The organism is Streptomyces sp. NRRL S-1813, assembly GCF_000719605.1.
Classification (GTDB): Bacteria; Actinomycetota; Actinomycetes; order Streptomycetales; family Streptomycetaceae; genus Streptomyces; species Streptomyces decoyicus.
The window spans coordinates 37708-58139 of the sequence record NZ_JOHB01000040.1; the positions used below are offsets into that span (position 1 = coordinate 37708).

The 20432-nt window shown below is 70.5% G+C and carries 19 protein-coding genes and 1 riboswitch; of the genes, 4 read left to right on the top strand and 15 right to left on the bottom strand.

The window, feature by feature from the left end; genetic code table 11:
* Window positions 1–87: 87 nt before the first annotated feature.
* The gene (locus tag IF67_RS0134335; protein WP_030992401.1) at window positions 88–1230 is read right to left on the bottom strand and encodes a glycosyltransferase family 4 protein; all 1143 of its coding nucleotides are present in this window, start codon (window positions 1228–1230) and stop codon (window positions 88–90) included.
* A gap of 224 nt (window positions 1231–1454) precedes the next feature.
* Here IF67_RS0134335 and IF67_RS0134340 point away from each other — a divergent pair, with 224 nt between their 5' ends.
* Complete coding sequence (locus tag IF67_RS0134340; RefSeq protein ID WP_051818916.1) at window positions 1455–2777, top strand: glycosyltransferase 87 family protein; 1323 nt, start codon at window positions 1455–1457, stop codon at window positions 2775–2777.
* 94 nt (window positions 2778–2871) lie between these two features.
* Here IF67_RS0134340 and IF67_RS0134345 read toward each other — a convergent pair whose 3' ends face one another.
* The 5 genes from IF67_RS0134345 to IF67_RS0134365 all read right to left on the bottom strand — a co-directional run bounded on the left by IF67_RS0134345 (window position 2872) and on the right by IF67_RS0134365 (window position 8578).
* A complete protein-coding gene (locus IF67_RS0134345) occupies window positions 2872–4257 on the bottom strand; it encodes a hypothetical protein (RefSeq protein WP_030992404.1) in 1386 nt (461 codons plus the stop codon).
* Window positions 4258–4308: 51 nt separating this feature from the next.
* Window positions 4309–5346, bottom strand: a complete 1038-nt coding sequence (locus IF67_RS0134350) for an NlpC/P60 family protein (RefSeq protein ID WP_030992406.1) — start codon at window positions 5344–5346, stop codon at window positions 4309–4311.
* A gap of 272 nt (window positions 5347–5618) precedes the next feature.
* On the bottom strand, window positions 5619–6644 hold the full coding sequence (locus IF67_RS0134355; protein ID WP_030086617.1) for an NlpC/P60 family protein: 1026 nt from the start codon (window positions 6642–6644) through the stop codon (window positions 5619–5621).
* 302 nt (window positions 6645–6946) lie between these two features.
* A complete protein-coding gene (locus IF67_RS0134360) occupies window positions 6947–8251 on the bottom strand; it encodes an NYN domain-containing protein (protein WP_420708736.1) in 1305 nt (434 codons plus the stop codon).
* Between the two features lie 87 nt (window positions 8252–8338).
* A complete protein-coding gene (locus tag IF67_RS0134365) occupies window positions 8339–8578 on the bottom strand; it encodes a hypothetical protein (protein ID WP_030086623.1) in 240 nt (79 codons plus the stop codon).
* A gap of 292 nt (window positions 8579–8870) precedes the next feature.
* Between IF67_RS0134365 and IF67_RS0134370 the strand changes: the two genes are divergently transcribed.
* Together IF67_RS0134370 and IF67_RS0134375 are read left to right on the top strand one after the other, a co-directional pair.
* On the top strand, window positions 8871–9551 hold the full coding sequence (locus IF67_RS0134370) for a rhomboid family intramembrane serine protease (RefSeq protein WP_030992411.1): 681 nt from the start codon (window positions 8871–8873) through the stop codon (window positions 9549–9551).
* Window positions 9548–9829 carry an Lrp/AsnC family transcriptional regulator gene (locus tag IF67_RS0134375; protein WP_030086627.1) on the top strand — a complete coding sequence of 94 codons (282 nt, stop codon included), beginning with the start codon at window positions 9548–9550 and terminating at the stop codon, window positions 9827–9829. The genes IF67_RS0134370 and IF67_RS0134375 overlap by 4 nt, the downstream gene beginning before the upstream one ends.
* A gap of 381 nt (window positions 9830–10210) precedes the next feature.
* Here the strand turns inward: IF67_RS0134375 and IF67_RS0134380 are convergent, their stop codons facing one another.
* The 6 genes from IF67_RS0134380 to IF67_RS0134405 form a co-directional block, all read right to left on the bottom strand.
* Window positions 10211–11635: an aminotransferase class V-fold PLP-dependent enzyme gene (locus IF67_RS0134380; protein WP_030992413.1), complete on the bottom strand. Its 1425-nt coding sequence runs from the start codon at window positions 11633–11635 to the stop codon at window positions 10211–10213.
* 171 nt (window positions 11636–11806) lie between these two features.
* A riboswitch (SAM riboswitch) is annotated at window positions 11807–11924 on the bottom strand.
* A gap of 91 nt (window positions 11925–12015) precedes the next feature.
* Window positions 12016–13080: an anthranilate phosphoribosyltransferase gene (gene trpD, locus IF67_RS0134385; RefSeq protein ID WP_030992415.1), complete on the bottom strand. Its 1065-nt coding sequence runs from the start codon at window positions 13078–13080 to the stop codon at window positions 12016–12018.
* 140 nt (window positions 13081–13220) lie between these two features.
* Complete coding sequence (locus IF67_RS0134390; protein ID WP_030083925.1) at window positions 13221–14858, bottom strand: cytochrome b; 1638 nt, start codon at window positions 14856–14858, stop codon at window positions 13221–13223.
* On the bottom strand, window positions 14855–15919 hold the full coding sequence (locus tag IF67_RS0134395) for a ubiquinol-cytochrome c reductase iron-sulfur subunit (RefSeq protein ID WP_037840215.1): 1065 nt from the start codon (window positions 15917–15919) through the stop codon (window positions 14855–14857). The genes IF67_RS0134390 and IF67_RS0134395 overlap by 4 nt, the downstream gene beginning before the upstream one ends.
* Entirely contained in the window at window positions 15916–16725 is an 810-nt protein-coding gene (locus IF67_RS0134400) for a c-type cytochrome (protein ID WP_030992417.1), read from the bottom strand. The genes IF67_RS0134395 and IF67_RS0134400 overlap by 4 nt, the downstream gene beginning before the upstream one ends.
* Before the next feature lie 77 nt (window positions 16726–16802).
* The gene (locus IF67_RS0134405) at window positions 16803–17423 is read right to left on the bottom strand and encodes a cytochrome c oxidase subunit 3 (protein ID WP_030083931.1); all 621 of its coding nucleotides are present in this window, start codon (window positions 17421–17423) and stop codon (window positions 16803–16805) included.
* 263 nt (window positions 17424–17686) lie between these two features.
* On the opposite strand from IF67_RS0134405, the gene IF67_RS0134410 reads away from it, so the two are divergent.
* Window positions 17687–18088, top strand: coding sequence for a response regulator transcription factor (locus IF67_RS0134410; protein ID WP_030083933.1), 402 nt, complete (start codon window positions 17687–17689; stop codon window positions 18086–18088).
* Window positions 18089–18107: 19 nt separating this feature from the next.
* Here IF67_RS0134410 and IF67_RS0134415 read toward each other — a convergent pair whose 3' ends face one another.
* The 3 genes from IF67_RS0134415 to IF67_RS0134425 all read right to left on the bottom strand — a co-directional run.
* Window positions 18108–19382: a L,D-transpeptidase gene (locus IF67_RS0134415; RefSeq protein WP_234341526.1), complete on the bottom strand. Its 1275-nt coding sequence runs from the start codon at window positions 19380–19382 to the stop codon at window positions 18108–18110.
* A gap of 135 nt (window positions 19383–19517) precedes the next feature.
* Window positions 19518–19916: a cytochrome c oxidase subunit 4 gene (locus tag IF67_RS0134420; protein ID WP_030992420.1), complete on the bottom strand. Its 399-nt coding sequence runs from the start codon at window positions 19914–19916 to the stop codon at window positions 19518–19520.
* Window positions 19913–20432: cbb3-type cytochrome c oxidase subunit I (locus tag IF67_RS0134425; RefSeq protein ID WP_199812825.1), on the bottom strand; the 520-nt coding region annotated here is incomplete at its 5' end. The genes IF67_RS0134420 and IF67_RS0134425, both read right to left, overlap by 4 nt.

Below are 20432 nucleotides of genomic sequence, written 5' to 3' on the forward strand. Positions count from 1 at the left end.
CCGGTCCGGTACCGCCGAAATCCGCCGTCGTGGCTGCTCGCCACGGCGGCGGATTTTCGTTCGGCCGGAACGCGGAACGCGGCAGCCCTACAGCAGTTCCTTCAGCCGTTCCGCCAGCAGGTCCCAGCGCCATTTCTCCTCCACCCAGGCGCGGCCGCGTGCGCCCATGGTGCGGCGCAGGGCGGGGTCCCGGAGCAGGGTGATGATGCGGTCGGCGGTGGGGGCCGGGGAGCCGCCGGGGACGACCCAGCCCGTCTCGCCGTCCAGGACGGCGTCGGGGGCGCCGCCCGAATCGCCCGCCACCACGGGGAGTCCGGTGGCGGACGCCTCCAGGTAGACGATGCCGAGGCCCTCGACGTCGAGTCCGCCGCGGCGGGTGCGGCAGGGCATCGCAAAGACGTCGCCGGCGCCGAAGTGGGCCGGCAGCTCCTCCCACGGGACCGCGCCGGTGAAGCGCACCGAGTCCCCGACGCCCTTCGCCAGGGCCAGCGCGTGCAGCTCCTTCTCGTACGGGCCGCCGCCGACGATCAGCAGGACGGCGTCGGGCACCGCGGCCACAATGGCCGGCATCGCCTCGATCAGGGTGTCCTGGCCCTTGCGCGGCACGAGCCGCGAGACACACACCACCACCGGCCGGCCGGTGAGCCCGAGCGCGGCCCGTACGGCGTCGCCCCCCGAACCGGGATGGAAGGTCTTCTCGTCCACCCCGGGCGGGAGTTGGACCATCCGCCCGGCGGCTTCCGGCGTGAGCGCACCGGCGATCCGCGAGCGGGTGTACTCGCCGAGGTAGGTGAGCGTGTCGGTGCCTTCGCCGATCCGGCGCAGCAGCCCGCGGGCGGCCGGCAGCTGGGCCCAGCCCGCCTCGTGGCCGTGCGTGGTCGCCACGATGCGGCGCGCACCGGCCGAGCGGAGCGCGGGCGCCATCAGCCCGAGCGGCGCCGCCGCGCCGAACCATACGGAGGAGCAGCCGTGTTCGCGCAGCAGCCCGGTGGCCCGCCGGGTCACCCTCGGGGTGGGCAGCAGCACCGTCGTACGGTCCCGTACGACCGGGAAGGGCTGCTCGGCGTCGAAGGCGGCGGTGGCCGCGAGACCTTCCGCACCGCGCTTCCAGGTCGAGGCGTAGACGACGACCTGGGAGGGGTCCAGGCGCAGCGCCATGCTGTGCAGGAAGGCCTGGATGCCGCCGGGCCGGGGCGGGAAGTCGTTCGTGACGATCAAGGTCTTGTGCACGATGGTCTCTCGGCGGTCGGTCTCGGCGGTTCGGGCCCGACAGTACCGGTCGGCGGGCCCGGCGGGGCGGCCCGCCCTGCCGGTCCGGCCCTCGTCTACGGTCGTGACCAGCCGCCACCGGCGCCGTGCGGGCAGCACGAGCGGGGAGCGGTGTGCAGGGCACAGTGTCCGGGGGGCCGCAGACGGCGCCGGCGGCAACGGCCGAGGAGGACGACGAGGTGACGATGAGCGGCATCGGCAGAGCACGCGGGGTGTGGCTCCCGGTCGCGGTATGGGCCGTGACCCGGGCCGTGGTCCTGCTGTGCGTCCTGAGGGTGCTGGTGCTGCCGGGGCCGGATGTCACCACCGATGTCTCGGTGATCTATCAGGGCTGGTCCGGAATCCTGAAGACCGGCACCTTCCCGCTGGCCGATGTGACCTGGCAGTACCCGCCGGCCGCCGCGCTCGCGATCCTCTCCCCCGGCCTGCTGCCGTTCCTGGACTACGCCCCGGCGTTCTTCACCCTGATCCTGGTCACGGACGCGGCGGCGCTGGCACTGTTCCTGCGGGCCGGGCGGCGGGCGGGCCATCGCCCGGCGGGGGCCTGGGTGTGGATCGCGGGCGTCGCGCTGCTGGGCCCGACGGCGTACGCCCGCTACGACCTGATGGTCGTCGCCGTCGCCGCCGCCGCGCTGTTCGCAGCCGCTCGCCGGCCACGGGTGGCGGGCGCGCTGGTCGCCTTCGGTGCGCTGCTGAAGGCCTGGCCCGTACTGCTGCTGACGGGGGCGGCGGTGCGCGGCCGCCGGGCACGCAGCCTGTGGTGGAGCGCGGCCGGCACCGCGGCCGGGCTGGCCCTGCTCTTCGCGGCCGTCGCACCGGGCGCGTGGGCCTTCCTCACCTTCCAGCGCGACCGCGGTACGGAGGTCGAGTCGCTCGGCGCGCTGGTCTTCCATGTGGCCCGCCAGTACGGGTGGGACGGACAGGTGCTGCTGCACTACGGCTCGCTGGAGTTCCTCGGGCCGGGCGTGCCGTTCGTCAGCACCCTGGCGCTCACCCTGAGCCTCGCCGCCGTCGGCTGGCTGTTCCTGTGGCGGGTGCGCGCCCGGGAGTTCGGTCCCGCGACGCTGTGCGATGCCGCCTTCACCGCCACCCTGCTGTTCACGACCACCAGCCGCGTCATCAGCCCGCAGTACATGCTCTGGCTGGTGGGGCTCGCCGCCGTGTGTGTGACCGTACGGGCCAGCCGGCAGGCGCTGCCGGCGGTGCTGGTGCTGCTCGCCACCGGGGTCACGCTGCTGGAGTTCCCCGTCTGGTTCGCGGATGTCGTGGCGAGCGATCCGCGGGGCGTCGCGCTGCTGGTCGTGCGCAACGGGCTGCTGGTGGCCGCGTCGCTGTTCGCCTGCCGCCGGCTGTGGGTCGCGACGCGCGGCACCGGGCCCGGCCGTACGGAGCCCGTCGGCGTGGTGGGCGCGCGACGGCCGGTCGGCGAGATCACCGCCGCCACCGGGCGGCTCGCGCGCCCCGCCCCGCAGGCACCGGCGGGCGGGCCGGCCGCACCGGGCCGGTGAACCGCCGTGGCGCACTGCCACAGCTCGCCCCCGCATGACATGACGGACATCGGCACCCGCGCGACCGGCCGGCCCGGCGAGCGCCCGCCCCCGCTCACCGCCGCAGCTGGGCCTTCACATAGGCCCGCCACTGCCGGGTGAACTCCGCGAGATTGATGCCCAGTTGGGAGCGCAGGGCGCCGTCCGTCCGGTCGGCGCGGGCCGGCCGGCGGTGCCTGTCGCCGACGGCCCGTGAGGCCGGGCGGGAGCCGGCGGCGACCGCCGTGGCCGCCTCCATCGGCGCCCCCGCGCTCCCCGACAAGGCACGTATCGCGCTCCTGCCCGCCGCCCGGTAGAAGGCGATCAGCTTGGCCTCGCCATACTTGCCGGCGATCATCCGGCAGGCCAGCCAGCTTCCCTCGTAGGCCTTGGCGAGCCGGCCCGCGCCGGCCTTGAAGCCGAAGTCCTCGTCGGTCGGCAGACGGGCGGGGACCTTGCCCCGGGCGAGCGCGCGCGTGAGTTCGGGGGCGATGGTGGTGGGCTTGCGGTGGCTGCCCCGGTAGGCGACCCAGTCGGCGAAGCCCTCCGAGAGCCACAGCGGGGTGGCCACCGTGGTGGCCGTACGGGTGGCGACATGCGCGGTCTCGTGGGTGAGGACCACCCTGCGCCCCAGGTCGTTGAGTTCCTCGTAGGCGTCGGGGTTGATGATCACGCGGTCCGCGGGCGTGGCCGTCGAGACGCCCGCCTCACCGGTGGTGACCGCCGCGATCCCCGCGTAGCCGGACGCGTCGTCGCTGCCCATCAGCTGTGCCATCCGCTCGACCGAGTCCGGCGCCTCCACCACGACCTTCTGGGACCACTTCCCCTTCCAGGCGTCGGAGACCGCGGGCACCGCCCGGTCGACCCGGCGCGCGAGGTCCTTCAGCCGGGCCAGATGCGCGGGCCCGCCGAGGACCAGGCTGTGCCGGCCGCGGACCAGTCGCACCGGGCCCTGGTCCCACAGCTGGCGGGTGCCGCTCTTGCCCGCCGCCGCGCCATCGGTGTCGGAGGAGATCAGCCAGCGGCCGCCGCGCCGGATCAGGGTGAGGTACTGGACGGCGTGCACCGGCGAGCTGTCGTAGCCCTTGAGGCGGTAGCGCAGCCGTACCTTGGCGGCCAGCCGCGCGTCGGATTCTCCGGCCCGGAGCGGGAAGGCCCCGGTCGAGTCGAGGTCGTAGTGCCAGTCGGCCAGCGGCACGCCTGCCAGATGGGCGAACATCGCGCGCTGACGGTCCCGGTAACCGGTGGCCCGCGGGTCGACGGAGGCGAGGAAGCCCGCCGCGTCCCGCCGCTGGACAGCCTGCGCACGGGTGTCGAGCATCCGCTGGACGTCCGGGAAGCGGGCCGGTGTGGAGGTCTCGGGCGCACAGCCGGCCACCGGGGCGAGCAGGGCGAGGAGCAGGGCGGCACAGCCCGCCGCCGCGGCCCGCGACGGCCGCCGTCTCGCCCACTGGTGTGACATGCGGACGATCGTAGATCCGGCCCGGCCGGGGCAAAAACGCTGCGATCGGCCTCAGGGCCTGGTGATGGACGAGATCGGCATCATCCCGACGGGGTCGTAGCGGACCCGGGCCCCGGGATAGGGCGCGTGGACCACTTGGCCGTTGCCGACGTACATCCCGACGTGGCTGGCGTCCGAGCGGTAGATGACCAGGTCACCGGGCTGCGCCTGGCCCAGTGACACCTGCCGCCCGGCGCCGCGCTGCGCCTGCGAGGTACGCGGGAGGGAGACGCCGGCCCGGCCGTAGGCCCATTGGGTGAGTCCGGAGCAGTCGAAGGCCGAGGGTCCGTTGCCTCCCCAGGCGTACGGGAAGCCGACCGCGGCGCGCACCGCGGCGACGGCCGCGGCGGCCCGCCCGGAGGCCGGTGCGGCTCCCCGCAGGTCCGGGACCGCCTCATGGCGCCCGTCGCTCCTGGAGGCCCCGGCGTAGGCCTCCCTGGCGCCCCTGGGGAGCGCGTTCAGCAGCCGCCGCGCGGTGGCCAGCTTGTGCTGGACGTCCTTCTTGTGGCGCGCGACCTCCTTGCGGCCGGCCTCCAGCTCCGCCAGCTTCCTGGTGGCCTCCCTGCGCTGCTGCTCCAGGGAGCGCTGCGCGGCCCGCAGGCCGTGCAGCTCGCGCGCCTGGCTGTTGCCCAGCCGGTCGAGGGCGGAGGCCTTCTCCAGGTAGGTGTCGGGCCCTTCGGAGAGCATCAGCCGGACGGTGGGGTCCATCCCGCCGGCCCGGTACTGGGCGGCGGCCAGGGCGCCCAGCCTGCCGCGCATCCGGTTGACCCGCTCCTGGGTGCGGGCGGTGCGGTCCTGGAGGACCGCCACCTGCTTGCGCAGCTTCTTGGTCCGTGCGTCCGCGCCGTTGAACTTCTCGGTGGCCCGCTCCGCCTGCTCGTAGAGGTGGTCGACCCGTGCGGTCGCCGTATCGCGGCCGGCGGGGGCGGTGGGGTCGGCGGAGGCCTGCGGTGCCGACAGCGCGGCGGCGGTCGCCAGGGCGGCCGACACCACGGTGACCCCGGCGAGAGTGGTCTGGCCGTGCTGCGAGGTACGGCGGTGGGACACCACGAGAGCCAAACTCCTTCCGATGGGGATCCCCCCTGTTCGAGCGCAGCCGAGAGCTTGGGGGAAGCCCCTGCCGCCCCGGGAGGGCGGTCGGTGAACCGGACGCTGCGAGGGCAGACAGTAACGGCGCCGGTACGATCCGGCCAAAGCGGCCTTTTCGTACGCAAAAAGCCGCCCCGCCGGTGACTGTGCAGGTCACCGGCGGGGCGGGAAGTCAGCGGCCGAGGCCACAATTCGCCCGTTCGGGCGGCAGGTTGAGAGCGTTGTGAGGCTTTTCAGACCCGCACGCCGAACGCGAACTCCATGTTGCTCATGGGCTCGTAGCGCACGGCGGCGCCGGGCTTCGGCGCGTGCAGCACCTGGCCGTTGCCGGCGTAGAGGCCGATGTGGTGCAGGTCGCTGTAGAACAGCACCAGATCGCCGGGCTTGAGGGCGCTCTGCGAGCTGATCCGGGTACCGGCGTTGGCCTGCGCCTGCGAGGTACGCGGCAGGGACTGGCCGGCCTGCTGGTAGGCCCACGACGTCAGACCCGAGCAGTCGAAGGACGACGGGCCGGTGGCGCCCCAGACGTACGGGGAACCTATCTTGCCCTGGGCGGCGGCCAGGGCGGCCGCACCGCGCTGCGACGCCGGGACGTCATCACCGAGGTTGACCCGGTCGTTGCTGCGGTTGGCGCGGTTCTCCTCGGCCTGCATGGCCGCCCGCTCCTTGGCCGTCAGGGTGTTGAGGAGCTCCTGGGCCTTACCCAGCTTGTCCTTGATCTCGTCCTTCTTGTCACCGAGCGCCTTACGGGTCTCGGAGAGGTCCTTGATCTTGCTCGCGGCCTCTTCGCGCTCCTGGGCGAGCCGGCGCTGCTTGTCCGCGATGGTCTTCAGCTGATCGGCCTGTTTGCCGCTCAGCTGGTCGAGCGTGGCGGCCTTTTCGAGGTAGGTGTCCGGGTCACCGGAGAGGAACAGCTGGACCGAGGGGTCGATGCTGCCACTGCGGTACTGGCCGGAGGCGACGGCGCCGAGGCCCTTGCGGAGCTGGTTGAGGTCACCCTGCCCGCGGGCGACCTTGTCCTGGAGGTCGTCGACCTCCTTCTGGAGCTTTTCCTGCTGCTCCTTCACCCCGTTGTACTTCTCGGTGGCCTGCTCGGCCTCCCCGTAGAGCTTGTCGACCTCGGACTTGACGTCCTTCTTCGACTGGTGGGGATCGGCCTGTGCGGCCTGGGACGAGAGGGCGACGGCCGCCGCGGCGGTGGCGGTGAGCACGGTCACGCGGGTACGGCTCGGCTGCTTGGGTCGACGGTGGGACGCCACGGGGGCGAGCTCCTTCTTCCTCCAGCCGCCTACCGGGAAGTGGGGGTGAGACCCCGGCTCCGCGTGAACGCCGCGGACTCGGCGGTTCCTTCACCGTTCATCCCGGTTGGATGATCAGATTCATGAAGGTTCGGGGCTGACCTTAGTAACCGAGCTGTGATCGCTTCAAATCCTCAGGGGAAAAATCTGCGCCACGAGCCCCATCCTTTACCAACATCGCACAGGCAGTGAGCGCCACTTGACGCTCAGAGACGAATCGTTGGCGATTTCCGGTGTGACGACGGCTCCCGGTGGGCAGCGCGTCAGGTCCGGGCAAGTCGTTTGAGGAGCAGGGCCGATGCGACCGGCCGCGCCCCGGCCTTCGCCACACCGTCGGCCACTTCCCGGTCCGTGGAGACCACGACGACCGGGCGGCCGGGCGGTTCGGCCCGTACCAGCTGACGAATCAACTCATCGGCCGTTACGCCCGGTTTGCTGAAGAGGACCCGGACTCCGCGCGGCGGCGCGAGCAGCACCGGCGCGGCCAGCTCCGCCCCGTCGAAGACACACGTCATCTCCGCACCGGTCTGCGCCGCCAGCACCGCGAGACCGCCCAGCAGCCGCAGCCGCTGCTTGTCGAGCGGCATGGTCGGATAGCCGGTTTTGGTGACGTTGTAGCCATCCACCACCAAATGCGCCTGCGGCAGCGCCAGAAGCTGGTCGAGCAGCGCCGGGTCCATCTCCGACAGCGCCCGCGCCGCAATGTCCTTGGGCGTCATCCGGCCCGGCGCGACCGCCTCGACGGTGTCCGCCGGGTGGACGCTCGCGGGCGGCAGCGCCAGCTCGCGGCGCAGCCCCTGTGCCGCGTCCAGGACCGTGTCAAGCAGCAGCCGCAGCCGGATGTCCTCGACGCTGCGACCCTCGCGGGCGGAGCGCCGGCTGGCCTCCAGCGCCGCCTCGGCCTCGGCGATCCGGGCCTTGAGCCGGCGAGCTTCGCTGTCCGCGGCGGTCTTCTCCGTGGCCGACCGGTCCCGTACGTCCGCCATGGCGGCCTCGGCCTTGCGCACCGCGGCCTCACCGCGCTTGACGTCGCTCAGCGCACTGCGCAGCTTGCGCCGAAGCGACTCGTTCTCCTTGCGGACGGCGTCCAGGTCCCCCCGGATCCGGTCGGCCTCCGTACGGGCTTCGCCGCGCGCCTGCGCCAGCTCCTCGCGCAGCCTGGCCAGCTCCCGCTCGGCCTCCTCACCGGCCCGCTCGGCACGCGCCCGCTGCGCCTCCTCACCGGCCGCCGCGACGAGTTTGACCCACCCTTCGGGGCGCAGCACATAGGCGGCCGCCGCGACATCGAGCGGATCGGCGGCCGCGGGCGGGGTGCCCTGCTCCAGGGCCTCGGCGAGCTCGGACTGCGCCTCGCGCAGCTTGCCGGCGATCCGCTGCCGGAAGACCGCGTCGCCCTCCAGCGCCGAGGCCATCGCATTTCCGGCGAACTTGGCCCGACGAGTCGGGGTGAACCGGGCGTACTGCCGCAGCGGGGGCGGGAGTTCGGCGAGGGTCAGTGCGCCGAACGACTCCGCGGTGAGCGCCACGACACGGCGCCGCACGCCCTCGGGCAGCGGACGGTCGAGCACTTCGTCGGCCGCACCCTCGGGTGCGTCGTCACGCTGGGCCCCCGGCTCCCCTTCTCGACGGTCCACCACGGCTGCATCGCTCCGATCTCAGGCGTTCGCGCCCGGACGGTCGACCAGTTCGATCTGGTCGACCGCGTTGCACCAGCGGCAGCGCACGGACTCGATGCTCTCACTGAGGACCTCGCGCTCCTCGACCGTCGGCGCCCCGGCGAGGTCCAGGTGGACGTACTCCACGACCTTGGACCGGCGGGTCACATCGAAACGCGTGAGGTTGCCGCACAGCGTGCAGCGCCACCGGGTTCCGTCCGTCGGCAGGGGAACAGCCATCGTGTCGTCCTCTTTCGTGCTCATCGTCTCGTGCTGCTGCGCGGTTCACGCGGTGCGCCGTCGGATCGCGGAAGTACGCAAAGTACTGCCTGTAACCCTACGGCCTGACGGGGGGCCGGTGCGGGCCCGCCCAGGCGCCGGGACGCGGCGAGGCACTCTGTCCCGATTGCCCGCATTGGGCCATGATCACCTCATGACGGTGCCGGCCCCCTCACCCCGTTCTCCCCGCTCGTCCGGTCTCCTCCCCCGCCCTCCGCGCCCCACCCGGTCGCTGGCCGCGGTGTTCTCGCGGGTGACGAATGTGCTGATCGGCCTGTGCTGTGCGGTCTTCGTGCTCGGCCCCGCCTCCGGCCTGAACCGGATATACGGCAGCGGCGACGCCCTGCTGAAGGCCCAGACCGCGTATTTCGAGCGGTGGGGCGTGATCCCGCTGGACCTGTGGAGCGGTTCGGTACGGGCGCTGATCACCCCGCTCACCGCGTTGTTCGTGCACGGCAGCTGGCTGCACCTGCTCGGCAACATGCTGTTTCTGTACGTCTTCGGCGCAATGACCGAGGCGCGCATGGGCCGGCTGCCGTTCGCCGCCTTCTACCTCATCATCGGCTACCTGGCGCTGCTCGGCTACGCGGCCGCACACGCCGCCTCGGGCCAGACGCTGGTGGGCGCCTCCGGCTCGATCTCCGGCGTACTGGGCGCCTTCCTCTTCCTGTTCCCCACGGCCCGGGTCACCAGCATCTTCCCGTTCCTGTTCTTCCTGCCGCTGCGCTTCCCCGCCTGGATCGTGCTGCTCTTCTGGTTCTTCCTCCAGTGGCATGCCGCGCAGGAGGATCCCCGCGGTCCCGGTGTCGCCTACCTCGCCCATGTCGTCGGCTTCGCGCTCGGGTTCCTCTACGCATGGGTCCGCTACGGGAGGGATAGTGTGGGGGCCACCAGGGGGGATGTCCGGGCGACCGAGGGAGAGAGCCAGCCGTGATCACGTCGATCGTGCTCATCAAGACCAACGTGGACCAGATCCCGGAGATCGCCGAGAAGATCGCCGCGCTGGAAGGGGTCAGCGAGGTCTACTCGGTCACCGGTGCCCACGACCTGATCGCGATGGTGCGGGTCGCCGCCCACGACGACCTCGCGGATGTCATCCCCGGCCGGATCAGCAAGGTCCCCGGCGTCGCCGCCACGGAGACGCACATCGCGTTCCGCACGTACTCGCAGCACGATCTTGAGGCTGCCTTTGCGATCGGGCTCGACGCGTAGCCCTTTCTTTCCCACGTTTTCGGCTGTCCCGCCGTGGGGGTTTGTCGCCGTTGCGTCTCTCCGCTGCGCTTTGCTTTGCGCCCCACGTTGTCGGCTTGCCCGCCGTGGTTCGTCTCGCCGTTGCGCCTGCGGCGGGCCGGGTCCGCTGCGCGGGGCTGTCGGGTGCGGTGCCGCTCCTGCGGACTTCGTCCTGCGGCGCGGCCCCTCCCGTTGGGGATGGGGAAGGCTGGTGGGGGTGCTCGTGGATGGTCCGGCGCGCCTCGTAGATCACTTGGAAACGCCCACGCCGGTGGCCCACCCCCACCCACTTTTACTTTCTCCACTCACGGGAGGGGCGGGCCGGGGGCGACGAACCACGGCGGGAAAGCCGAAAACGTGGCGTTACACCGCGGGCACACAACGCCCGTCTTCGGTGCGGTAGTTCCAGCGGGCGCCGTCCGTCACCAGTTCCTTGACGGCGCGGAGGAACCGCTCGACGTGCTCGTCGGGGGTGCCGGCGCCGAAACTGACGCGGATGGCGTTCAGTGAGCGCTCGCCGGGTGCCGAGTCCGGGGCGCCGCACTCGCCCGGCTCCTGCGGCTCGCTGCCCAGCAGGGTCCGTACGAGGGGGTGTGCGCAGAACAGGCCGTCGCGCACGCCGATGCCGTACTCCGCCGAGAGTGCCGCCGCGAAGTGCGAGCTGTTCCAGCCCTCGACGACGAAGGAGAGGACCCCCACCCGCGCGGCGTCCTCGCCGAAGAGCGAGAGCACGTTCACCTCGGGCACCTCGGCCAGGCCCTCCCGCACCCGGGTGATCAGGGCCTGCTCGCGGGCGACCAGGCCCTCGAAACCGGCCTCGGACAGGGCCCGGCATGCCGAGGCGATCGCATAGGCGCCGATGACGTTCGGCGAACCGGCCTCGTGCCGGGCGGCGGTGGTGTGCCACTCGACGTCCACGCCGCCGTCCGTCCGCCGGGAGACCTTGCGGCTGGCACCGCCGCCGGCCAGGTACGGTGCGGCGTCCTGGAGCCAGTCCGCGCGGCCGGCCAGCACACCGGCGCCGAACGGCGCGTACAGCTTGTGTCCGGAGAAGGCGACCCAGTCGACGTCCAGTTCGGCGAGGTCCACGGGGTGGTGTGGGACGAGCTGCGCCGCGTCCAGGACGATCCGCGCGCCGTGCGCATGCGCGGCGGCCGCCAGCTCCCGCACCGGCCACAGCTCACCGGTCACATTCGACGCACCAGTCACGCACACCAGCGCCGGGCCGTACGGCTCGCGTTCGGCCAGCGCCTTCTCCAGGGTGTCCACCGCCTGCTGCGGGGTGCGCGGCGCGTTGAGGTACGTCACCGCGACATCCGCGCGCTGCTCCCACGGCAGCAGCGAGGCGTGATGCTCGGTCTCGAAGACGAACACCCGGGTGTCCTGCGGGAGTACGGCGGCGAGCAGGTTCAGCGAGTCGGTGGTCGAGCGGGTGAAGACGACCTGGTCGCCCTCCCGTCGCCCACCACCGCCCTTGCCGGACTGGGCTTCGCCCAGGCCCCCCTCGATGCCGCAGCCCAGGAACTCCGCGATCGTCCGGCGGCTGTTCTCGAAGAGGTCGGTGGACAGCTGCGAGAGGTACCCGGCGCCGCGGTGCACGCTGCCGTAGTACGGAGCGTAGGCCGCGACGTCGTCCCAGACCCGCTGGAGCGCGGGGGCGCTGGCGGCGTAGTCCAGCGCGGCGTAGTCGACCTCGCCGCCGGTCACGAGCGGGACGCGGACATCCCGGCCGAGGACCGGCAGCGGGGCACAGACGGAACGGTCGGCGGCAACGGCGGAAACAGACATGGCGAACTCCCGTAAGAGGTAAGCGAATTCGCTGCGGGCGGGGGCGCGGGGAGCGCACCGCACGGCGCCGCAACGGGAAAGAAAAAGGGATGCGGAAAAGGGGCCGTCGAGCCCTATCGCATTCGCTGATTCACGGAAGTTCTCCCTCGAGGACCAGGATCCCTGGCGAGGGATCCGCGCTTGCCGCAGACCTCGCTGCCTACGGCCTGGTCATCACCCGGGGCACCCCGCCACGGAAGGAGGGTTGCCGGACAGCGGGCCGGGGCCTGCATCGCTGTCACTCGTGACCTGGGCAGAATCATGCCACACGGGCAACATCACGCAAGCCCCGGTCCGTATACCGGACCGGGGCTTGCGTCACACTCTGCGTCACCGCGGGCTCATGCGTTGCTGGCGGCCACCCAGCGCTCCAGCGCCTGCCGGGCCGCTCCGGAGTCGATCGAGGCGGCGGCCTGGTCGATGCCGGCCCGGATCTGTGCGGCCAGCGGGGCGTCGGACGGCTCCAGCGCGACCAGCGCCGCCGCGGAGTTCAGCAGCACCGCATCACGCACCGGACCGGTCTCGCCGTCCAGCAGCCGGCGGGCCACCTCCGCGTTGTACGAGGCGTCCGCGCCGCGCAGCGCCTCCACCGGTACCAGCTCGATCCCCACGTCCCGCGGGTCGAAGGCCTCCTCGCGCACCGTGCCGTCCCGGACGATCCAGACCCGGGAGGTCGCGGTCGTGGTCAGCTCGTCCAGGCCGTCGTCGCCGCGGAAGACCAGCGCGGAGGAGCCGCGCTCGGCGAGCACCCCGGCCAGGATCGGCGCCATCCGGGCGTCCGCGACTCCGGTCGCCTGGGCGCGGACCTTCGCGGGGTTGGTCAGCGGGCCCAGCACATTGAACGTCGTACGGATGCCGAGCTGGCCCCGGGCGTTGGCGACATGCCGCAGCGCGGGGTGGAACTTCACCGCGAAGCAGAAGGTGATGCCCGCTTCCTCGGCGACCTCGACGACCCGCTGCGGGGTGAGGTCGAGATTGACGCCGAGCTTCTCCAGCACGTCGGAGGCACCGCTGGCCGAGGACGCCGCGCGGTTGCCGTGCTTGACGACCTTGGCGCCGGTGCCGGCCACCACGATCGAGGACATCGTGGAGATGTTGACGGTCTTGGCGCCGTCGCCGCCGGTGCCGACGATGTCGACGCTGGGGCCCGGCACCTCGATCAGCCGGGCGTGGGCGTACATGGTGCGCACCAGGCCGGAGATCTCCGCGACGGTCTCGCCCTTGGCCCGCAGCGCCACCACGAAGCCGGCGATCTGGGCGTCGCCGGCCTCGCCCCGCATGATCTTGTCCATCGCCCATGCGGTGTCGTCCGCGGCGAGGTCACGGCCGTCGAGCAGGGCGTTGAGCAAGTCCGGCCAGGTGTGGGCCGCCACGCTGTCGCCGCCAACCGGGGTCACAACGTTCATGGTCCACACTCCTGGTTTGTCTCCTGCTTATGCCGTCACCCTATCGAGCCGCCCCGAACGCCGGAGGGCCCCGTCCGGTGATCGGACGGGGCCCTCTGGGTGGCGTACTACCTACGGTGCGCTACGAGGCGCCGAGGTGATCAGTGGTGGCCGTGGCCGCTGGTGATCTCCTTGTACTCCTCCACCGTGGGCTTGGCGATGACGCTGTCCTCGCCGTAGTAGCTCTTCGAGAGCTTGGCGCGGAGCTTCTGCGAGCGCGACACCTTGCGTGCCACACCGTTCTCGTCGACCTCCGGACCGAGCTCGAGCGGCGCGGGCTGCTCGTGCTGCGTGAGCACGTGCAGCTGCTCCTGGTCGAGCGGCTCGTGGACCTCGATGAACTCACCGTGCGGCAGGCGCTTGATGATGCCGGACTCGCGTCCGTGCAGCACCTTGTCCTTGTCGCGGCGCTGGAGGCCCAGGCAGATCCGCTTGGTGGCGATGAAGCCCAGCACCGGCCCGACGAAGAACGCGATCCGGACGAACCAGGTGATCGAGTTGATCGACAGGTGGAAGTGCGTCGCCCACAGGTCGTTGCCGCCACCGATCAGCATCACGAAGTACGCGATCAGCCAGGCCACACCGAAGCCGGTACGGGTCGGGACGTTGCGCGGGCGGTCCAGGATGTGGTGCTCGCGCTTGTCGCCCTTGACCCAGGACTCGACGAACGGGTAGACCGCGATCGCGACCAGGACCAGCGGGAAGATGATGATCGGGATCAGCACGCCGAAGTTGACGGTGTGGCCCCAGAAGTTCCACTCCCAGCCCGGCATGACACGCACCAGACCCTCGGCGAAGCCCATGTACCAGTCGGGCTGGGCGCCGGTGGAGACCTGGTCGGGCCGGTAGGGGCCGATCGCCCACACCGGGTTGATGCTGGCGATCGCGGCGATCGCGGCGATCACACCGAAGACCAGGAAGAAGAAGCCTCCGGCCTTGGCCATGTAGACCGGCAGCAGCGGCATGCCCACGACGTTGTTGTTGGTCTTGCCGGCACCCGGGAACTGGGTGTGCTTGTGGTAGAAGACCAGGATCAGGTGCGCCACCAGCAGGCCGAGCATGATGCCCGGCAGCAGCAGGACGTGCACCGTGAAGAACCTCGGGATGATGTCGTGCCCCGGGAACTCCCCGCCGAAGATGAAGAACTGGAGGTACGAACCGACCAGCGGCATCGCGAGGATGACGCCCTCGATGAACCGCACACCGGTACCGGAGAGCAGGTCGTCGGGGAGCGAGTAGCCGGTGAAGCCGGTGAACATGCCCAGCACGAACAGCAGGAAGCCGAACAGCCAGTTGACCTCACGCGGCTTGCGGAAGGCGCCGGTGAAGAACACCCGCATCATGTGGACCATCATCGCGGCCAGGAACACCAGCGCGGCCCAGTGGTGGATCTGCCTTATAAGCAGCCCGCCCCGGACGTCGAAGCTGATGTCCAGCGTCGACTCGAAGGCCTGCGTCATCCGGATCCCCTGCATGGGCACATAGGAACCGTGATAGGTCACCTCGGCCATGCTCGGGTGGAAGAACAGCGTCAGATAGACACCGGTCAGGATGATGATGATGAAGCTGTAGAGCGCGACCTCACCGAGCATGAAGGACCAGTGGTCCGGGAAGATCTTGCGCATGTTGGACTTGGCGAGGCTGTAGATGCCCAGCCGGCCGTCCGCCCAGTCCGCGATCCGCTCGCCCCGTGGCGCCTGGCCACGACGTGTGGTGGTCGCGGTTGTCTCGTTACTCATCCGCGCTCCCAGAAACTCGGGCCGACGGGCTCCTCGAAGCCGTTTGCGGCCTCCAGGAAGCCGTCCTTCTCTGTGATGTGCAGCTGCGGCAGGGCGTGCCCGGCGGGACCGAAGATCACCCGACCGCCGTCAGAGAGGTCGAACGTCGACTGGTGGCAGGGGCAGAGCACGTGGTGCGTCTGCTGCTCGTACAGGCTGATCGGGCAACCCACGTGGGTGCAGATCTTCGAGTACGCCACGATGCCCTCGTGCGACCAGGAGAGTTCGTGCTTGTCCTTGATGTTCTGCGGCTGGATCCGCACGATCATCAGGGCGTCCTTGGCGATCTTCTCGGCGAACTCCTCGTCGTCCTCCTCCAGGCCCTCGGGCATGGCGAACGTCAGGGAGCCGACCGCGATGTCCTCGGGACGCAGCGGGAGGTTGGTCGCCTGGTTGACCAGGCGGACGCCCTTCTTCCAGCCCGTGGTGCGCAGCTTGTTCCCGGGCAGCGGCCCGAGGTCGCGCAGCAGGACGACACCGGAGAGCGGCACCAGGGCCAGCGCACCGAACATCGTGTTGCGGATCAGCTTGCGGCGGCCGAACTGCGACTCCTTCGCACCCTCTGCGAAGTCCGCCATGACCTTGGCCTTGACCTCGGGCGAAGCCTCGATCGGGTGGCGCTCGTCGGCGACCTCCTCGTCCGACATCAGCGTGCGGGCCCAGTGGACCGCACCGGCGCCGATGCAGAAGAGCGCCGCGCCGAGCGTCAGACCGAGCGCGAAGTTCAGCGCGCTGATGTGTCCGATCGGCCAGATGTAGACGATCTTGTCGATCGGGATCGCCACGTACGAGGCGATGAAGCCGACCGTGGCCACCATCGACACCAGGAAGAGGAAGGCCACGGTGCGCTCGGAGCGCCGGGCGGCCTGCTCGTCGATGTCCTGGGCACGGTGCTCGTGGGGCGGCAGGCCCGGGTCCGCGAACGGGTTCTCCGCCGTGGCCACCGCGCCTTCGTGAGCCGTCTCCCGCTCACTGGGAAGGGTTTCTTCTGGCACGTCTTCGTGTCGTCCAGTCTCGCTCATGACTTCTTGGCCTTCGTAGTCCGGGCTGCGACCCAGATGGCGACCGCAATCAGCGCGCCCAGGCCGAAGATGTAGCCGAAGAGACCCTCACTGACCGGACCGAGACCACCGAGGTCAAGGCCGCCGGGGCTCTCGGAATCATCGCCGTTGACGGCGCCGAGGTACGCGATGATGTCCTTCTTGTTCTCCTTCGACAGCGAGCCGTCACCGAAGGAGGGCATGTTCTGCGGGCCGGATTCCATGGCCTCGTAGATGTGCTTCGGGTCCACGCCCTCGAGCGTCGGTGCGAACTTGCCGTCGGTCAGGGCGCCGCCCTTACCGGTGAAGTTGTGGCACTGCGCGCAGTTGGTGCGGAACAGCTCGCCGCCCTTGCCGATGTTGGCGCCTTCGGGGCTGTACTGCTCCTTGGACGGCACGCTCGGGCCGGGGCCCAGCGACGCGACGTAGGCCGCGAGCTGATCGATCTGGGCGTTGGTGTAGATGTTCTTCTTCTTCGGCACCTGGGCGCCGGGCTGCTGGGCGGGCATACGGCCGGTGCCCACCTGGAAGTCGACGGCTGCGGCGCCCACGCCGACCAGGCTCGGGCCGTCGGAGGTGCCCTGACCGCCGGTGCCGTGGCAGCTGGCGCAGCCCACGGCGAAGAGCTTCTTGCCCTCCTTGACGGCAAGAGACTGGGCGGTGTCATCGGCCTGAGCCTTGTCCGCCGGCGCGAACGCGGCGTACAGCCCCCCAGTGACCGCCAGCGCGAAGAGTAGGACGACGAGCGCCGCCAGCGGATGGCGCCGTCGTGCGGAGAGCTTTTTCACGGATTACCCCGGTGTCAGGATCTTCTGCGTCGATGCTTTGGATATGTCTGTCTGATGCGAGCCGGTACGGGCCCGGACTACTTGATCAGGTAGATCGTGGCGAAGAGGCCGATCCAGACGACATCGACGAAGTGCCAGTAGTAGGACACGACGATGGCCGCGGTGGCCTGCGTGTGGGTGAACCTCTTGGCCGCGTACGTCCTGCCCAGGACCAGCAGGAAGGCGATCAGACCGCCCGTCACATGCAGTCCGTGGAAGCCGGTGGTCAGGTAGAACACCGAGCCGTACGGGCCGGACGAGAGCGACAGGCCCTCGTGCTTGACCAGCTCCGTGTACTCGAAGACCTGACCGCCGATGAAGATCGCACCCATGATGAAGGTGACCACGAACCAGGCCCGGAGCTTCTTGACATCGCCACGCTCGGCCGCGAAAACGCCGAGCTGGCAGGTCAGAGAGCTGAGCACCAGGATCGTGGTGTTGGTCGCTGAGAACGGAAGATTCAGCGCACTGGCGGATTCCTTCCAATACTCGGATCCGGTCACCGAACGAAGGGTGAAGTACATCGCGAAGAGGGCCGCGAAGAACATCAGCTCGGAACTCAGCCAGATGATGGTTCCGACGCTGGTGAGGTTCGGCCGATTGACCGACGGGTGCGCGTGCCCGGTTTCTACTGTCGTTGCTGTCGCCACGACCGACATTATGTCGGTCGCTTATCCCGCCCTCACTCCGGGGGGTGCCGTTCGGTGTGTCAAGGGCGTATGCCCTGCTCGTACGCGCCATTTCGGCGGTCGCTCGAAGGGGGGACGCACCGGGCGCGCCGCCGCCCGCCCGCCCCGCCGGAGCCCGCCCTGACGGCCCGTCGGGCAGATCTTGGTTCCGGCCAACCCCTCCTGCGGACACCCGCCGCGGGAGTAGCATCCGCCCCACCCGATGCTGTGCCGCTACGAAGCGTGGAGGAACGATGCAGGCGACTGCCACGGTGCTGGTCTACAGCGACAACGCCAACACCCGCGAGCAGGTCCGGCTGGCGGCCGGACGACGCCCCGCCGCCGATGCCCCGCAGATCGAGATCCTGGAGTGCGCCACCGCGCCCGCCGTCCTCACCGCCCTGGAGCAGGGCGGCATCGACGTCTGCGTACTGGACGGCGAGACGGCGCCCGCGGGCGGGATGGGTGTCTGCCGGCAGATCAAGGACGAGATCTTCCGGTGCCCGCCGGTGCTGCTGCTGATCGGCCGCCCCCAGGACGCCTGGCTGGCGACCTGGAGCCGTGCGGACGCCGCGGTGACGCATCCGCTGGACCCGGTGGCCTTCGCCGACGCCCTGGCCGGCCTGCTGCGCCGCAGGCACCTCGTACAGGCCTGAGCGGCCCGCTGGGCGGCGCTCAGAATTTCGGGCGCAGCCTGGCGTCGTCGGCGGGGTTCTGGGCGCGCTCGGCCGCTCCTGTGGTGCTGGAGGCCCTGCTCTTCACCGCGCTGCCGTCGCGCCATTCCTGCCAGGGCATGTTCCAGTCGCCGAAGCCGTTGTCGAACGGCGTCATGGTGTCCCCGCCGCTGTTGACGACCTTGACGATGTCGCCGACCCGCACGGTGTTGAAGAACCACTGGGCGTTGCTCGTCGACATGCCCGTACAGCCGTGGCTGACGTTCGCCGCGCCCTGCGATCCGACGGACCAGGGTGCGGCGTGGACGTACTCACCGCTCCAGGTCACCCGGGTGGCCCAGTAGACCGGCAGATCGTAGGAGTCTCCGCTCCCGGCGGCGATGCCGACCGTCGAGCTGCGCATCCGTACGAAGCTCTCCTTGCCGAGGACGACCTTGACGCCGTTGCGGGTGGAGAAGCCGGGCTTGCCGGTGGTCACGGGGATGGTGTTGATCGACTCACCGTTGCGCAGCACCGTCATCTGGTGCGTCGCCGCGTCGGTGACGGCCTCCACCCGGTCGCCGGTGGTGAGCTTCACCGGCTTGGACGGGCCTCCGTAGAGCCCCTTGGCGACCTTCAGGCCCGCCAGGTTGCTGTGCACGGAGATGGTGGCGTGGGCGGGCCAGTACTCCTTCGGGCGGAAGTGCAGCTTCTTGTCGTCCACCCAGTGCCAGGAGCCCTGGACCCGCGGCATGGAGTCGACCTTCAGGGCGCTCTCGACCACGGCACGGGCCTTCTGGTCCTTGACCGGCTGGCTCAGCTCGGCGGTGACCGGCTGGCCGACGCCGTACTCGCCCTCCTTCGGGCCGAAGGTGGCGGTCAACTGGCCGTCTGCGCCGCGGGTGTTGACCACGAGCGTCTTCCGGCCGGGCGAACCGTCCTCCTCCTCGGTGCTCACCCGCACCGTGTAGCGGCTGCCGGCGGCCAGTGGCACCGTGGTGCGCCAGTGCCTGCCGTCGGCGCTCAGCTCGCCGCGGACGGCGCGCCCGGTGGTATCGGTGGCGGTCACGTCCGTGATCCGCGCTTCGTCCCCCTTGACGGAGACCTCCAGCGGCTTTTCGGGGTCCGCTTTCTTGTTGCCGTCGGGGGTGTTGGCCGAGATCTGGTCGGCCGCGTCGTAGGGATTGGCGGAGAGCGCTTCCGAATCCGAGCCCCCGCACGCGGTGGCGCTCACCGCAAGGGGCACGAGCAGGAGGCCGCAGCTCAGCACCGTCCGGGTTCGAGGTCTGTGACTCATGCCCCAAAAATATGAAGAATCACCTGTCTCAGCGCGCTGGAGGACTGCAAACGGGTCTGCCCCCGGCCGCCAAACGAGACGGGCCCGGACACCTGTTGAGGTGTCCGGGCCCGCCGTACGGCACATGCGCCGTGGTTACTGCGTGCGGTTCTCGCCGCGGTAGTACTCGAAGACCCAGCCGAAGAGACCGACGAGGATCACCGGGAGGGAGAAGTACAGCAGCCACCAGCCGAAGACGACGCCCAGGAAGGCGAGCGCGCCACCGACGGCCAAGGACAGCGGCTGCCAGCTGTGCGGGCTGAAGAAGCCCAGCTCACCGGCGTCGTCCGAGACCTCGGCGTTCTCGTTGTCCTGCGCACCCGCGTCGACCCGCCGGGCCGTGAAGGCCAGGTAGTAGCCGACCATGATGCACAGGCCGAAGGCGAGGAACAGAGCGGTGGTACCCGCCGGCTCCTTCGACCAGACGCCATAGACGATCGCCATGGCGAGGACGAAGACGGCGAGCCAGATGAACATCTTGCCCTGGATCTTCACTTGCCCGCCTCCTTGCCGCCGGCGAGGGCCTTGTCATCCTCGGAGCCGCGGCCGTTGTGCAGCGCATCGAGGGCTGCGATCTCCGGGTGGTGCAGGTCGAACGCCGGGGATTCGGAGCGAATACGCGGCAGGGTGAGGAAGTTGTGCCGCGGCGGCGGGCAGGACGTCGCCCACTCGAGCGAGCGGCCGTAGCCCCACGGGTCGTCGACCTCGACCTTCTCGCCGTACTTCGCCGTCTTCCAGACGTTGTACATGAAGGGCAGGATCGACAGGCCCAGCAGGAACGAGCTGATCGTCGAGATGGTGTTCAGCGTCGTGAAGCCGTCGGCCGCGAGGTAGTCCGCGTAACGCCGCGGCATGCCCTCGGCGCCCAGCCAGTGCTGGACGAGGAAGGTGCCGTGGAAGCCCACGAACAGCGTCCAGAAAGTGATCTTGCCGAGCCGCTCGTCCAGCATCTTGCCGGTGAACTTCGGCCACCAGAAGTGGAAGCCGGCGAACATCGCGAAGACGACCGTG

What these genes read in the sequence shown, in the direction of transcription:
- IF67_RS0134340 (WP_051818916.1), top strand. Translation starts at nt 1,455, where the DNA reads ATGAGCGGCATCGGCAGAGCACGCGGGGTGTGGCTCCCGGTCGCGGTA.
- IF67_RS0134345 (WP_030992404.1), bottom strand. Translation starts at nt 4,257, where the DNA reads ATGTCACACCAGTGGGCGAGACGGCGGCCGTCGCGGGCCGCGGCGGCG.
- IF67_RS0134365 (WP_030086623.1), bottom strand. Translation starts at nt 8,578, where the DNA reads ATGGCTGTTCCCCTGCCGACGGACGGAACCCGGTGGCGCTGCACGCTG.
- IF67_RS0134380 (WP_030992413.1), bottom strand. Translation starts at nt 11,635, where the DNA reads ATGTCTGTTTCCGCCGTTGCCGCCGACCGTTCCGTCTGTGCCCCGCTG.
- trpD (WP_030992415.1), bottom strand. Translation starts at nt 13,080, where the DNA reads ATGAACGTTGTGACCCCGGTTGGCGGCGACAGCGTGGCGGCCCACACC.
- IF67_RS0134390 (WP_030083925.1), bottom strand. Translation starts at nt 14,858, where the DNA reads ATGAGTAACGAGACAACCGCGACCACCACACGTCGTGGCCAGGCGCCA.
- IF67_RS0134395 (WP_037840215.1), bottom strand. Translation starts at nt 15,919, where the DNA reads ATGAGCGAGACTGGACGACACGAAGACGTGCCAGAAGAAACCCTTCCC.
- IF67_RS0134405 (WP_030083931.1), bottom strand. Translation starts at nt 17,423, where the DNA reads ATGTCGGTCGTGGCGACAGCAACGACAGTAGAAACCGGGCACGCGCAC.
- IF67_RS0134410 (WP_030083933.1), top strand. Translation starts at nt 17,687, where the DNA reads ATGCAGGCGACTGCCACGGTGCTGGTCTACAGCGACAACGCCAACACC.
- IF67_RS0134415 (WP_234341526.1), bottom strand. Translation starts at nt 19,382, where the DNA reads ATGAGTCACAGACCTCGAACCCGGACGGTGCTGAGCTGCGGCCTCCTG.